Origin of the sequence: Rothia sp. 27098_8_29, assembly GCF_041432785.1 — a bacterium.
GTDB lineage: Bacteria > Actinomycetota > Actinomycetes > Actinomycetales > Micrococcaceae > Rothia > Rothia mucilaginosa.
Map to the genome: position 1 here is coordinate 20799 of NZ_JAPWAI010000002.1, position 14261 is coordinate 35059.

Sequence of the window (14261 nt, forward strand, 5' to 3'; positions counted from 1 at the left end):
CGCCAGTTTTGGGTCGGAACAAAAATATTTTGAAAAAATTTTGCGAGCACAAAAACCCCGGAATCATGCGGTAAAACGGGGTGCTTTCGATCCCTGCGGAGGGGATTTTGGGTAAATTTCGAGTTTTTCGGCTTGCACACATCCAAGGACATCCGTATAGTAGTACCTGTTGCCGCGACGGGTTGAAGAAATCCGAAGCGAGGAACATGCGCCTGTAGCTCAACGGATAGAGCATCTGACTACGGATCAGAAGGTTGGGGGTTCGAATCCCTTCGGGCGCACCAACAATCCCCGGTTCTTCGGAACCGGGGATTTTTTGTATCCCCATAAATCAGAAAATGCCCTGCCGAAAGCGCCGGACCCAGCACAGGCGACCACGCACACGGCAGACGTTATCTAGAAACTACGACGTATAGAAGCTACAGCACGCAGTGATACCTGTATAAAGGTGGAGCAAGGACGCTCCACCGACTAACGCCGCGCCCAAAAGTGCGCCTCAACCTGTGAATCCACAGATTTACGCTCCCAGATGACGTGCTCCGGGGCACACCCGCCAAAAAAACGCCTAGGATGGAAAGAAGACCCTCCACACATAGGCTGGAGAGCATACAACGCGAAGGAGCACTATGGCACAGCTATCCATTCCGCAGTCCCTGATAGGTGCGCTCATCGATATAGCCGACCTGGGAACACTCGACTACTTCCCGCCCACCGAACGATGCGCCCACTGGTCCCTCTACGACGCGCAGCGCCAGGAGATCCTCTGCCCCTGCGCACCCGCCACCAACACCACCGCGGAGAAGCTCTTTGAGGCCGCGGCGAAGATTCTCTACGAGAATTTCCCCCGATATATCGACTCTCCCGAGGAAATCATTCCTTATACTTCCCGTCAGGAACTCGTTGCCGCCCTACGCCGCGGTGAGGAAGAGCCTGTTGATGAGGAACAGGGCGAGTTGCAAGAGCAGTCAGCTGAAAATACTGTAGAGCCTACGGCTGATGTTGAAACTAGCCCCGCCAAACCTGCAGTAGTTGAGGGCACGGAAGTGAGTGCTTCTGTTGCGCCCAAGCCTGCAGCCCCGAAGCCCGCGCCTTCCCCCGCGCTCTTTGCCGCCCGCGCGGCACAGGCACCCGCCCCGGCTCCCGCCCCGGCTCCCGCATCGGCTCCCAGCGTGCCGGAAGAAGCGCCCGTGGAGGCACCCGCAGAGGCGACTACAGAAGAGACGGTTCCGACGCCCACCACGGTTGCTCCCGTAGCGCCCAAGCCCGCTGTGCCGAAACCTGCAGCACCCAAGCCCGCTGTGCCGAAGCCTGCGGCCCCGACTCCCGGTGCTCCCTCCCCCGGTATGTTCCGCAAGTCCACGCTAACCTACCGACCGCCGCGCATCGAAGAGTACCTGGAGGGTCTGCGTGCCCGCCAACAAGCTGCCGAAGCCGCAGAAGCTACCCATACGGCAGTATCTAGCGAGCAGGCACCTGTTGAAGAGTCGCCCGTACTCAGCCAGTCCCTACCGGGCGCACCCGCAACTCCCAAGCCGAGCGCGCCGAAGCCCGCTGCGCTGAAACCCGTTGCACCGGAACCGGGTGCACCGATGCCTGCCGCACCCACCCCGAGCACTCCGGCAGCAGAGCCGGCACCCGTAGCACCTCGCGCCATTACCACTGAGGACCGCGAACGCCCCTACCGCCTGCGTCCGAGCCTGCGTGCCCGCCTCGAACGCGAAAACATCAGCGAAGAGCTCGTACGCACCATCCTGCGTGAAGGCGAAGCGGAACGCATCAACGACTGGACCATCCGCTTCACGCACGACGACTACCGCGTTGATGTGAACACCGCCTCCGCAGAAATTATTACCGTCATTGACGAATACGACGCCGACTACAACGAGGCGGCACAGGCATCCCTGGCTCAGGGCGAATACACCTCGCTCAACGCCCTGGAACTCGAATTCAGCGAGCGCGCCCGCACCTTCCTGAAGAAGAACCCGCCGTTCGTTTTCGATCTGATGCTTCAGGCGCTGAGCAGCCCCGAGAGCGTGCGCATGGCTGAAGGCTGGACGCGTATCTACGCGGCGCAGGGCCTGGAGATTGCGGTTTCGCCCGATGAGCGGACCGTTCTTGCCCTGGCGAAGACCCCGGATTTCCATGTTCTGCACGCGGAGAACCTGCGCAAGGTGCAGCTCGAGGAGCTCAGCAACACCCTGGCAAAGCAGGCGGAAGATAAGGCAGCCCAGGCAGAAAACACCACCGAGGAGGAGAAATAATGTCCGCTAAGCAGATCACCGTTCCTCTTGAGGTGTACGTTCGCCTGCAGGAGCTTGCCTCCCTCGCCGCCTATAGCTACCGGGACAATCAGGGTTCCGAAGAGAACAGTGCAAGCGATAAGCCGTGGGATTTGCTCTCCAAGGACGGCGCGTCCCTACTCGATGAGAACGGCGCGCTCAAGCCCGAAGCGGCAGAGCTCTACTTCACCCTCCTACCGCTCATTGCCCAGGAATTCGTAGAGCAGCAGCAGGCACTCGTGGACGCATACCGTCAGGCACCCAAGCCCGCCGCCGCACGCGCCAAGATTCGCCCCTCCAACCAGCGCCTCATCCCGCTGACCGAGGTGCCGCTGGAGAACCAGCGTATTGCCGCGCGCATCGAGAAGGAATTCTACGGCGAGGTGCCGCCGCGCCGCCGTATCTACGGCGTGCTCCCGGGCGTGATGGACTATATGATGCGCCACGGTCTCACCTACGAGCTACTGCTGGACATCATCGAATCGCCCGCAAGCACCGTGGTTCAAGAGAGCGCGCAGGAGAACCGTTACGGCCGCGAAGTCACCCTCTACACGCATGAAGAGGAAGGCTACCAGGTGGTGCTCAACCCCCTGACTGCCGAAGTGCTCGCGCTACGCCCGCTGCAGGCTCTGGCGGGAGGCTACCAGCTCTCCCCCGATGCTCAGGCACAGCTGAAGGCGCTCGGTCTGACCGGCGAGTACATTGCCCGCATCCTGGATGAGGCTGAGGACCGCCGCCCAATTCCCGGCAGTAGCCGCACCGTGTACTCGCTCAACGGCTACCAGGTGGAGTTCTCGCACTCCGACCAGCAGGTAATCCGTATTAGCCGCGGCGCCGCGCCCAGCCGTAACCCCTTCGAGTCGCAGCCGAGGATGAGCGGCACAAAGAGGCAGCGCGGCCGCAAGATCCCGCACGATGTGGATGCGTTCGTGCAGCTGTTGCAAGAGCACGGCTTCACCATCACCATGGGCGGTAAGCACTACGATATTCGCCACGAGAAGCTGGCTCCGGGTCAGAAGGCGGTCACCTCGGTGACTCCGTCGGATTCGCAGCGTTGGCACCTGAACTCGGCACGCCAGATCCGCAATACCTTCGGTATCGACCTGCGCTACGCCGACCCGCGCGATAGCGTACGCGGTATTGTGCGCGGCCCCGGGCGAAGCATCCAGAATGCCGATAACCAAAGCGCAGAAAAGCAGGACGCCGAGAAGACTGTGGAGAAGGAATCAAAGTAGGTCTTCGTCACCGTTGAGGCGCCTCTGCGTGCCGGTTCTTTATACTGCCCCCAGCATGTCTTTGCATCTGGGGGCAGTATTCATTAGCACCAATATCCCGCATTGTCAGGGCAATACGGGGTAGACTGGGGGCAATACATACATGCTATTCAGCATAAAAATTAATATGCGTTCCCGTGATATGCGTGACGGTAGGGTTGGGGATGCGCCACAAAGTACGGTGATTAACAGCCCCTACCTCTACAATAGAAACGCATCACTACAGAAGAAGGAGAACGCATGGGCGTAACGATTAAGGTCACTGACGAAGCAGGCGTAAACTACGACATTCAGTGGGAAGACCACCACACCCTCCTGGAAACCCTCCAGGCTAACGGTGTGCCGGTCCTCGCAACCTGCGGTGGTAACGCATCCTGCGCTACCTGCCACGGCTTCATCGACCCCGAGCACTTCGAAGCTTCCGGTGAGCGCACCGAAGCTGAGCAGGACCTGCTCGACATGGTCGATGACGTCGCCAACGAGTACTCCCGCCTGTGCTGCCAGGTCGAGTACGCCCCCGGTATGGACGGAGCAGAAATCCAAATGCAGGCGGCGATGTAATCATGTTTAAATCGGCTCAGGTACTCGCATCAACCACCCTCCTCTGCGGCGTGCTAGCGCTCAGCGGATGCGGCGCGTCCCAGGCCGGTCAGGAAGCTGAAGGCACCTCGGCGCAGCCGAGTGCTTCGGCTTCGGTCAAGCCCGGCACGATTCGAGTAGCCTCCGACGGGGCTACCTCTTCGGTGACCCCGGGCTCTATTACCGTGGTGAACTCTCCCGATGCGGAGAACCACGGCTCTTCCTCTGAGCACTCCGAGTCTTCTTCCCATACTGAGACTCACGAGTCGAAGCAGAACTCGGACTCTCACTCTTCTGGGTCCTCCCACGAGGGTTCCGAGCAGAACAAGTCAGACGACTCTGCAGATTCTCAGCAGGATTCCCAGAAGAGCTCAAACTCGTCTTCACAGTCGGATTCTCATTCGTCGAACGGATCCTCCCATTCTTCGGAGTCTTCACGTTCGTCGAGCTCATCGAATTCGTCAAACTCGTCGAATTCCTCGGCTCGTTCTTCGAACTCCTCCAACAACACTGCTGAAGGCCCCGGCCAGTGCGATCTGGACGACCTGAACATTTCGGTGTCCATTGGAGATGGTTCCCCCGGCGCCCGAAACTACACCCTGTACTTCCAGAATTCTTCGGATTCTTCCTGCACCCTGCGCGGCTACCCGCGCGTGGTGCATGCGGGTCCTTCGGGCACCTGGGTCGGTCGTGAGGCTTCCACCTCTGATGAGTACATGAACTCTGCGGGCGTGACCCTCAACCCCGGCGATAGCACCACCGCGGTACTGCGTTCGGTGTACCCGGCACGCTTCGGTGACGCATGTGGTAGCCGCCCGGTTCAGGGCTTCCTGGTGGGTCTTCCCTCCGGTTCCGGTGGCGTGATTGTTCCGCTGGATACGACCGCGTGTTCCTCGTCTGTTCCGCAGCTGTCGGTGGGTCAGTTTGGTGCCCGCTAACGCGGCGTTTCAGGGTTAAGAAACCGGCGCGTATAACGCACATATAGTTCAAGGGCGGTTCCCCGTGATGGGGAACCGCCCTTGAGCTGTCTATAAGTCTAAATCTAGGGTTTAGCTTTAGTCATACCATAGCTGCGCGCTCTTAGAGGGAGCGAGCAACCTCATCGTGGCTGAAGCGTGCACCGCGCGGGTATGCGGGAGCCTCACCGTGGCCGATGTTGACGATCAGGAAGGGGATCTCTGCGTTGTCCGCGAAGAATTCCTTCTTGATGCCGGCGAAGTCTGCGCCGGTCATGGGGCCAGCGTCCAGGCCGAGGGCGCGGATTGCGGTGATGAAGTAGCCTGCCTGCAGGTGAGCGCTCAGCTCAGCGGCGGGGGTGGCGAGCTCCTCGGTGGTGTAGAAGCCCTTGATGAAGCCGGCAGCGTTGGGGTTGAAGGTGTCAGCGTGCTCTACCCAGTTCGCGTCTGCGGAGAGGATTGCGGTCACCGGTGCCGCCTGGGTCTTAGCCTTGTTGCCGTCTACCAGGTGTGCGACGAGGCGCTCGCGTGCCTCGGGGCTCTTGACCCAGGTGATGCGCAGGGGCTGGTTGTTGAAGGCGGTGGGGCCATAGAAGGTCAGTTCCTGGATGCGGCGCAGCTGCTCGTCGGTGACGGGTTCCTCAGTGAAGGAGGAGACGGTGCGCGGCTCGTGGAAGAGGCTGATGAGCTGTTCTTCGTTCAGGCGGGTCATGGTGAGGCTCCTTTGGGTTGTTTCTCAGTCGATTACTTTACAGGTAAAACATTACATACTCTGCAGAGACACTGTCAAGCACATCTTCCTCCCCCAACCCCCAACAATTCAAGAGGCGCACACCATAAACCCCGCCATAATAGATACATGACCGACGCACTCTCCCACTTCTCCGCCCCCGTACGCGACTGGTTCCGCGCTACCTTCAGCGCACCCACCGCCGCCCAAGAAGGCGCCTGGGAGAGCATCCGCAACGGCAACAACACCCTCATCATCGCCCCCACCGGCTCTGGCAAAACCCTCGCCGCCTTCCTCTGGGCACTCGACGCCCTACACCGCGAACACGAAGCCGGAACCGCAGGCGGCACGCGCATCCTCTACATCTCACCTCTCAAAGCACTCGGCGCCGACGTCGAACGCAACCTACGCGCACCACTGACTGGAATCACACGCCTAAGCGGAAACAACACGGGCGAACCGAACATCAGCGTGGGTGTGCGCAGCGGCGACACCCCCGCACGCGAACGCCGCCAACTCATCAGCAACCCGCCCGACATTCTCATTACCACCCCCGAATCCCTCTACCTCATGCTCACCAGCGCCGCCCGCAACACCCTTGCGGGCGTCACCACGGTGATCGTGGACGAGATTCACAACCTCGCCGCCACCAAACGCGGCGCACACCTGGCGGTCTCCCTCGAACGCCTCGACGCACTCCTCGAAAAGCCCGCACAGCGCATTGGGCTCTCCGCAACCGTCGAAAATCCGGAGGCGGTCGCCCGCTTCCTCGGCGGCATTCAGCCGGTGACCATTATGAGCCATCCGGTCGCCAAAGAATGGGACCTGCGCCTGAGCGTGCCCGTACCCGATATGGCGGCACTCGGAGGCGCCAACGACTACGGGCAAGGACTCTACGCGCCCTCAGAGATGCAGGGAGGCGGAGGCTCAGCTTCTACGAGCTCGCCGGTAAGTGCGGCGCAACCTATCTCTAGTGCAGCAAGCACCCCGGCGAGCGCTCCCTACACGCTCGAAGATGCCATTGGCGTGTTCCCCGGACAGGAAGCCGCGCAAGAAACCGGGCAGGCAAACCCGGAGCGACAGGGCGATACCGCCGCGCCCAAAAATACGCTCACCATCCCAGAAGAGGCATTGCTAGAAGGGGCACTGCACGAAAAGGCGCTGCGAGACGCCCCCGATAGCGAGCGCCCCGAGACCTCCATCTGGCCGCGTGTGCAGGAGCGCATCGTCGACCATATTGAGAACAACCGTTCTACGATTGTTTTCGTTAACTCGCGTGGACTAGCGGAAAAGCTCACCGCGGCACTCAACGATATTCACCTACACCGCGTGCTCGCAAAGCAGGGCATCAGCCCCGAAGACTACGCGGCAGGCATCTGCGACATCGCCGAGGTGCCACCGCTCGCCCGCGCGCACCACGGCTCCGTATCCAAGGAACAGCGCACCCTCATCGAGGAAGCGCTCAAGGGCGGAACCCTACGCTGCGTGGTCGCCACCAGCTCCCTGGAGCTGGGCATCGACATGGGCCACGTGGACCTCGTGGTTCAGGTGGCGGCGCCTCCATCGGTTGCCTCCGCACTGCAGCGCGTGGGCCGCGCCGGACACCGCGTGGGCGAAATTTCGCGCGGATTCTTCTACCCCAAGCACCGCGGCGACCTGCTCGGTGCAACCGTCACCCTCGCCGGAATGCGCAGTGGAACCCTCGAGCCGCTTGCCATCCCCACCAACCCCCTGGACGTACTCGCGCAGCAGACCGTCGCCGCCTGTGCGTTGGGCCCCATCAGCGTGGACTCCTGGTACGAGGCGCTACGCCGCAGCGCGCCCTACGCCGAACTGCCGCGCGCCCTCTTCGACTCCGTACTCGAAATGCTCGCCGGACGCTACCCCTCCGACGAATTCGCCGAACTGCGCCCGCGCATCATCTGGGACCGCACCCCCACCGAGGAAGCCCCCTCCGGCAGTATTGAGGGCCGCCCGGGTGCGCAGCGCCTCGCCGTCACCAGCGGCGGCACGATTCCCGACCGCGGGCTCTTCCCCGTCTACCTGGTCAGCGGCGATGAGGAGCGCGGCCCCAAGCGTGTGGGTGAGCTCGATGAGGAAATGGTGTACGAATCCCGTGCCGGCGAGGTCATCACCCTCGGCGCGAGCAGTTGGCGCATTGAAGAAATTACGCACGACTCGGTGCGGGTCTCCCCCGCACCCGGTCAGCCCGCGCGCCTGCCCTTCTGGCACGGCGACCGCATGAGCCGCCCCTACGCCCTGGGCGTGCAGACGGGTGCGTTCACGCGCGCCCTCTCCAGCCTGGACGCCACCGATAGCGCCGCCGCCCGCCAGCAACTCGAACAGCTCGGACTGGACACCTGGGCGGTCGACAACCTGCTCGCCTACCTGCGTGAGCAGCGCGAATCCACCGGGGCGGTCCCCTCCGACACCCGCATGATTGTGGAGCGGCACCGCGACGAACTGGGCGATTGGCGCGTGGTCCTGCACTCGCCGCTCGGCTACGGGGTGCACGCACCCTGGGCGCTGGCGGTACGCGCCCGCATTGAGGAGCGGTACGGGGTGGACTCCTCCGTCATGGCGAGTGATGACGGCTTGATTCTGCGCCTGCCCGCCATGGAGGATGTGCCGCCCGGCGCTGATCTGTTCCTTTTCGACCCAGACGAGCTGGAGGCGATTGTCACCGAACGTGTGGGCGATTCTGCGCTTTTTGCATCTCGGTTCCGTGAGAATGCGGCGCGTGCCCTGCTGTTGCCGCGCCGTGATCCGGGTAAGCGCACCCCGCTGTGGCAGCAGCGTCAGCGTGCGGCGCAGCTGCTGGATGTGGCGCGTAAGTACCCTGATTTTCCGGTGCTTTTGGAGACGGCGCGCGAGTGTCTGCAGGATGTGTACGATGTTCCGGCGCTGGTTCAGGTGCACCGTTCGTTGCAGTCTCGGGCGGTGTCCATGCTGGAGGTTGAGACGAACGACCCTTCGCCTTTTGCGCGCACCCTGCTCTTTGAGTACGTTGCCGAGCACCTCTACGACGGCGATGCGCCCGCCGCCGAACGTCGCGCCGCCGCGCTGTCGCTGGACCCGGCTCTGCTGGCTGAGTTGCTGGGTTCGAGCGGTCTGCGCGACCTGCTGGATCCGGCGGTTCTGGTGCAGACTCAGCAGCGTCTGCAGCGCACGGGTGAGCGTTACCGCGCCTGCGGTGTGGAGGGCGTGGCGGATCTTTTGCGCCAGCTGGGTCCGTTGAGCGCGCGGGAGTTGAGTCTGCGCTTGCGGGCTGACAACCCGCGGGCTGAATCTGCGGCGCACGGTTCTCAAGATTTCGGCGAGTCCGAGGACTCTGAAAACTACAGCGAAGAGTCCGGCGAGGAGTACGGCGCGCACGCCAGCACGACTGAGGCGCATGCCCTGGCGGAGGAGCTGGTGCGCTCGCGCCGTGCGTTCTCGTTCATGGGAGCTGCCGACGGTTCCGCCGAGCCGCAGCTGTACTATGCGGTGGTTGAGGATGCCGCGCGTCTGCGCGATGGGCTGGGCATTATGCCCGCCGCGGCGCTTCCTACTTCCCTTTTGGAGCCGGTCGAGGAGCCTTTGGAGGATCTGGTCTCTCGCTATGCGCGCACCCATATTCCCTTTACGGCGCAGCAGGCGGCGGGGCATTTTTCGCGCCTGACCCCGGTGGGCGTGGGCGTGCTGACTCCGGTGTTGCAGCGTCTTCAGCAGCAGCGCCGTCTGAGCTCCGGCGAGTTCCTGCCCGAGGTACTGCGCACTCCCGGGTCTGCCGGTGTTGAGTGGGTGGATGCGCAGGTTTTGCGCACGATTCGTGCCCGTTCTCTGGCGGCGTTACGTGAGGAGATTGAGCCGGTATCGGCGCAGGTCTATGGTGTATTTCTACCCTCGTGGCAGAACGTTCGTTCTTTATCCGTGCGGGTTGCGCAGACCCTGCCGGAGGCGAGCGCCTACGGTGCGTTCATGCCCTCCCGCCGCGCCGCCACGGTGGTGGGCGAGAGGGTGGCACCCCTCGGCTCGGCAGCACCCAACCCGATGGCACTCACCCCGATAGCAGAGCACGGCGCAGAACATACGGGACAAGATTCCGCCTCCGCCACGGAGGATCTGCTCACCGCCATCGACCAGCTGGCGGGTGTGCGCGTACCGGCTTCCGCGCTGGAGACGCTGATTCTTCCGGCACGCGTGCCCGGCTACCAGCCGCACATGCTGGACGAGCTTATGGCAAGCGGCAGGGTGTTCTTCACCGGCGCCGGGCAGCTCGGCGGCGGTAGCGCGCAGAAGTCTGACGGCTGGATTCGCCTGCACTTGAGCGAGAGTTCCTCGCTGACCCTGGGTGAGGACTACCCGGAGCAGCTGTTGCGCGCGGAGAACCCTGAGCTCTGGGAGGCACTGCAGGCTCCGGGCACGCTCGAGCACGCCATCTATGAGGCGCTGGCTCACGGCGGCCTGTTCGTGCCGGCGCTACGTGAGCGGGTGGCGCAGCTGATGAGCGCCGCGGCACCTGCCGGTCAGATGGTGACTTTCCCGGATACGGCGGAGATTTCGGCGGCTCTGTGGCGTCTGGTGTGGGCTGGTGCGGTGACGAACGATAGTTTCGCGCCGGTTCGGGCGATGCTGGCGGGTGTCCGCAGTGCGCATCCGACTCCGGCGGCTCCTGCGCGTCTGACGCGGGTGGGCCGCCGTGGTGCGGGGCGTATTGCGGCGGCGCGCGCCTCCATGGGTAACGGCTTGACGGGCGGTTACGGCGCTGATAGCTACAGTTCCAGCGGCTACTCTGTGCCTGCCGCCGGGCGCGGTCTGCGTTCCCTCCACAGTCATTCCCTCCGCGGCGGGTTCCATGCCGCTGCTCCCACCGTTGCCCCGCAGGATAGCGGCCGCTTCTCGCGCGTAGACACACTACTACAGGAGCCTGTGGAGGCGACGGTTACGGCACTCGCACGCGCCGACCTGCTGCTGGACCGCTACGGTGTACTGACTCGCGGGTGCCTGCAGGTGGAGGATTCTGCCGGCGGGTTCTCGCAGCTGTACCGAATCTATTCGGCGGCTGAGGATCGTGCGCTGGTGCGTCGCGGCTACTTTATTGAGGGTTTGGGTGCGGCGCAGTTCGCCGCCCCGACGACGGTGGATCTACTGCGTTCTACCGCCGATAGCCTCAGTATTCCCGCAGGTCCGCAGGGTTTTGATGCGACACAGGGTTTTGGTGCGACACAGGGTTTTGGTGCGAGCGCCTACACCCCGCAGCGTACTGATACCGAGCAAGTGTACGGCACATTCACGGTGACCCTGCTGGCGGCGACCGACCCGGCGAACCCGTACGGTGCGGCGCTGAGCTGGCCCGCGATTCCCTCCTTTGCACACGAAGGCGAGGGCACCGTGAAGCACCGTCCGGCACGCAAGGCGGGCGCCTGCGTGGTACTGGTGGATGGCGCCCCGGTGCTGTACGTGGAGCGCGGCGCGAAGACCCTGCTGGCGTTCACAACCGACCCGATACTTCTGGAGGCGGCGGCCCCCGCCCTGGCGCGCCTGGTGTCCGCCGGTGGTGCGGAGAAGATTTCGGTGGAGAAGGTTAACGATGTGGAGCTTTTGGGCACGCATACCTTGAGTGTCTCCGGCGGCGAGGTTATGGAGCATCCGGTGGAGGCGCTGCGTGCGGCACTGCAGGCGCAGGGGTTCTACGCGACGGTTCGTGGCCTATCACTACGCCGTTCCATTTAGCCGAACCGAGCCTCAAGCTTAGCCTCAGAGTAAAACTATTTTCTTCAACCTCAACCTGAGCATTATAATGCCCCGCACCCTCACGGAAGGGGGTGCGGGGCATTATGTTTCCCTACTCACGAACCGGGTGGTGTTCCCGGATTCCGCCACGTCGCAAGCGGCGTGGTGGAGGAATAACCGCCCGGATGTCCACGTCGCCTTTGCCGTGGAGCACATAACCAAACATCGGAGCGGGAAGTCCTACGCTGACCTGTTACCTCTTAGGGTGACAGGTGGCTAGTAGCCGCCGGTGAGGGTGTCAACGGCACCCAGGCACAGGTCGATAGCTTCTTCGAGCCCGAGCCCGCGGGAGCGAACGGTGCGCTGATCGCGGGGGTTGAGCTGCACGACGTGCATGGCGAAGTAGTCGACGAGCTGCAACCAGCCTCCGAGGATGACGCGAGTGCGGTCATTAATCGGCATGCCGGTGCGTTCAAGCATCCATTCGAGGTAGTCGGTAGGGTTGTTCGGGAAGTCCTCCCCACCGGGGGTGGGAACGCCGGCTACAACGAGGAAGTACGTGCGTAGCGCATTGCGCAACGCCTCTTCGGGGTTTTCGTGATGCTCGCCCAGGGCCTCAAGGACTGCGTTGGCTTCGCGTCGGGTGACAGCGGCCGCCAGGGAGTCCTTGCCGGGGAAGTAGTGGTAGAGCAGGGCGCGGGTAATGCCTGCATCGCGGGCGATAGCGCTCATGGAGGCACCGAGCACGCCGCGGCGAGCGAAATGTTCTGCAGCGATTTTCAGAATTTGCTCTTCGCGTTCGTGCGGCTCCATACGCAGGGCACCGGTGCGAGGCTCCGCATTCTTTTGTGAATGTTCCATAACCTCTCCTATCGCATTTTCCGGTGCTTTGGAATTGTCCGATTGCACCGCTGTATTTGGGGGTGTTCCTTTAACCTCTGCATCCTTGCGCTGTTTCTGTCCCATTTCGACCCCTTCGTTCGAAATATCGAACTTCTGTGTCTTAATCGTACCGCTTTAAGGCTACTTTCAGCCTTTATTAAGGCGTTTATGACGTAGGGTGCCCAGGTTAGCATGTCTTTAATTGCTTTACATCTTTTATACTTAGAAAAACCAAAGGGGCTAAATTGAGGGTTATTGATTTATGATTTGACAGCATTTTCGAAAATACCGCACTTAAACGCTATTTTTTGTAAAATTAATGTAGTTTTTTTAAATTAAATGTCCAATAATTTCAAAAATTTGTGAAGTTTTCGTTTTCTGTTCCACATATTCACACAAACATTCATGAGTGTCAGACAAAACTGTCTTCCGCAACCCCACACCCAAGCCCACGGTAATATTTCCACCCGCACGTAGCTCAGCCCAACTCACTCAGTACGCCTCCAGCTTGCCTCCGAACCTACCCCGCCCAGGCGGTAGAGTAGAGCCATGCCCGCACAGAACACCGCACGCACGCAGCCTATCGCACGCCCCGATACACAGCAGGGAATACAGCCCGCCTATCAGGCAAAGCCTGCACGCCGCACACATCGCCGCCTGCTGGCCCCTCCGCTGGCTCAGAAGAACGGTATCGACCCAATTCAGCTGATCCTGCCGCGCGTGGAGGAGCTCCCCGCCGAGCTCACCCCGAGCAACACCACCCCGAACAATACGGCTCCGGCAACCATTGCGGATTACCTGATTGCGCGCTTCTACCCGAACGACCCGCAGATTATTCACGCCCGCTTTAATACCGGCGAAGTGCGTCTAGACGATGGCACGATTCTGACCGGCGATAGCCCCTATATGCCGGGTGAGCGCATCTGGTATTTCCGCGAGCTTGCGGATGAGCCGCAGCTACCCTCCGACATGCCGGTGCTCTACGAGGATGAGCACGTGCTGGCGATTGATAAGCCGCATTTTCTGCCGACCACCCCGCGCGGCGCCTATATTGCGCAGACCGCGCTGACCAAGCTGCGGGTGCGCGAGCAGAACCCGCTACTGATTCCGATTCACCGCCTGGACCGCCCGACCGCGGGCGTGCTGCTTTTTGCTAAGACCGTGGAGGCGCGCCGCCCCTTCCAGATGATGTTTCAGCACCGTCAGGTGTCGAAGACTTACCGTGCCGTGGCGCCGGTTCCCGCCGATGCTGCCGCCGCCGAGCAGGCGTTGAGTGCGCAAGGGTTGCAGGTGCGTTCGCATCTTCAGAAGATTCGTGATCAGCTGCAGGTTCAGCAGCTTTCTGAGCAAGAGTGCGCGGCGCATGGTGTGGAGCCGAATACGCTGACGACCGCGAAGATTCTGCGGACTTTCACTCCGAGCGCGCAGGCGGTTGCTGGTTGGCGCGCGGAACCGAATAGAGAATGGGCGCTCTATGATTTGGCGCCTCACACCGGCAAGACGCACCAGCTGCGGGCGCACCTGAATATGCTCAGCGCCCCCATTCTGGGCGATGTGCTCTACCCGCAGGTGCTACCCGACGCGCCAGACCGCCCGGAGTACCCGCTGCAGTTGCTGGCGTACAGTCTGCATTTTGAGCATCCCATCACCGGCGAGCGAGTGGATTTGTACAGTGGCCGCTCACTCACTGCCGTCTCCTAACCGGTTTTTGAATGGCGTTCACCCCGTTCCCTGCGGTGCATCTTCTCGGCGGGCTCTCGAAAAGGAATCACACCCGAGAGCCCGCCCACAGCATCCGGGCGCTCAGAGGGCAAAAAGTGGGATAATTTCAGACGTAATACTTCAC

General features: G+C 62.0%; 8 protein-coding genes and 1 tRNA gene. 7 read left to right on the top strand and 2 right to left on the bottom strand.

Features of this window, described 5'->3' with window-relative positions:
- The first annotated feature begins 208 nt into the window (after positions 1-208).
- The 5 genes from O3649_RS05155 to O3649_RS05175 all read left to right on the top strand — a co-directional run bounded on the left by O3649_RS05155 (position 209) and on the right by O3649_RS05175 (position 5070).
- Positions 209-284, top strand: a tRNA-Arg gene (locus O3649_RS05155).
- Between the two features lie 342 nt (positions 285-626).
- Complete coding sequence (locus O3649_RS05160) at positions 627-2261, top strand: DNA repair protein (protein ID WP_371573090.1); 1635 nt, start codon at positions 627-629, stop codon at positions 2259-2261.
- A complete protein-coding gene (locus tag O3649_RS05165) occupies positions 2261-3514 on the top strand; it encodes a cell wall biosynthesis glycosyltransferase (RefSeq protein ID WP_371573092.1) in 1254 nt (417 codons plus the stop codon). The genes O3649_RS05160 and O3649_RS05165 overlap by 1 nt, the downstream gene beginning before the upstream one ends.
- A 279-nt stretch (positions 3515-3793) precedes the next feature.
- The gene (locus O3649_RS05170) at positions 3794-4114 is read left to right on the top strand and encodes a 2Fe-2S iron-sulfur cluster-binding protein (protein ID WP_005509285.1); all 321 of its coding nucleotides are present in this window, start codon (positions 3794-3796) and stop codon (positions 4112-4114) included.
- Positions 4115-4116: 2 nt separating this feature from the next.
- Positions 4117-5070, top strand: a complete 954-nt coding sequence (locus tag O3649_RS05175; RefSeq protein ID WP_371573094.1) for a DUF4232 domain-containing protein — start codon at positions 4117-4119, stop codon at positions 5068-5070.
- A 142-nt stretch (positions 5071-5212) separates the two neighbouring features.
- Here O3649_RS05175 and O3649_RS05180 read toward each other — a convergent pair whose 3' ends face one another.
- Positions 5213-5800: a malonic semialdehyde reductase gene (locus O3649_RS05180; RefSeq protein WP_371573096.1), complete on the bottom strand. Its 588-nt coding sequence runs from the start codon at positions 5798-5800 to the stop codon at positions 5213-5215.
- Positions 5801-5947: 147 nt separating this feature from the next.
- On the opposite strand from O3649_RS05180, the gene O3649_RS05185 reads away from it, so the two are divergent.
- Positions 5948-11533, top strand: coding sequence for a DEAD/DEAH box helicase (locus tag O3649_RS05185; RefSeq protein ID WP_371573098.1), 5586 nt, complete (start codon positions 5948-5950; stop codon positions 11531-11533).
- 276 nt (positions 11534-11809) lie between these two features.
- Here O3649_RS05185 and O3649_RS05190 read toward each other — a convergent pair whose 3' ends face one another.
- The gene (locus tag O3649_RS05190; protein WP_005507171.1) at positions 11810-12394 is read right to left on the bottom strand and encodes a TetR/AcrR family transcriptional regulator; all 585 of its coding nucleotides are present in this window, start codon (positions 12392-12394) and stop codon (positions 11810-11812) included.
- Between the two features lie 570 nt (positions 12395-12964).
- Between O3649_RS05190 and O3649_RS05195 the strand changes: the two genes are divergently transcribed.
- Positions 12965-14116, top strand: a complete 1152-nt coding sequence (locus O3649_RS05195; protein ID WP_371573100.1) for a pseudouridine synthase — start codon at positions 12965-12967, stop codon at positions 14114-14116.
- Positions 14117-14261 lie beyond the last annotated feature (145 nt).

What these genes read in the sequence shown, in the direction of transcription:
- O3649_RS05160 (WP_371573090.1), top strand. Translation starts at nt 627, where the DNA reads ATGGCACAGCTATCCATTCCGCAGTCCCTGATAGGTGCGCTCATCGAT.
- O3649_RS05180 (WP_371573096.1), bottom strand. Translation starts at nt 5,800, where the DNA reads ATGACCCGCCTGAACGAAGAACAGCTCATCAGCCTCTTCCACGAGCCG.
- O3649_RS05165 (WP_371573092.1), top strand. Translation starts at nt 2,261, where the DNA reads ATGTCCGCTAAGCAGATCACCGTTCCTCTTGAGGTGTACGTTCGCCTG.
- O3649_RS05170 (WP_005509285.1), top strand. Translation starts at nt 3,794, where the DNA reads ATGGGCGTAACGATTAAGGTCACTGACGAAGCAGGCGTAAACTACGAC.
- O3649_RS05195 (WP_371573100.1), top strand. Translation starts at nt 12,965, where the DNA reads ATGCCCGCACAGAACACCGCACGCACGCAGCCTATCGCACGCCCCGAT.
- O3649_RS05185 (WP_371573098.1), top strand. Translation starts at nt 5,948, where the DNA reads ATGACCGACGCACTCTCCCACTTCTCCGCCCCCGTACGCGACTGGTTC.
- O3649_RS05190 (WP_005507171.1), bottom strand. Translation starts at nt 12,394, where the DNA reads ATGGAACATTCACAAAAGAATGCGGAGCCTCGCACCGGTGCCCTGCGT.
- O3649_RS05175 (WP_371573094.1), top strand. Translation starts at nt 4,117, where the DNA reads ATGTTTAAATCGGCTCAGGTACTCGCATCAACCACCCTCCTCTGCGGC.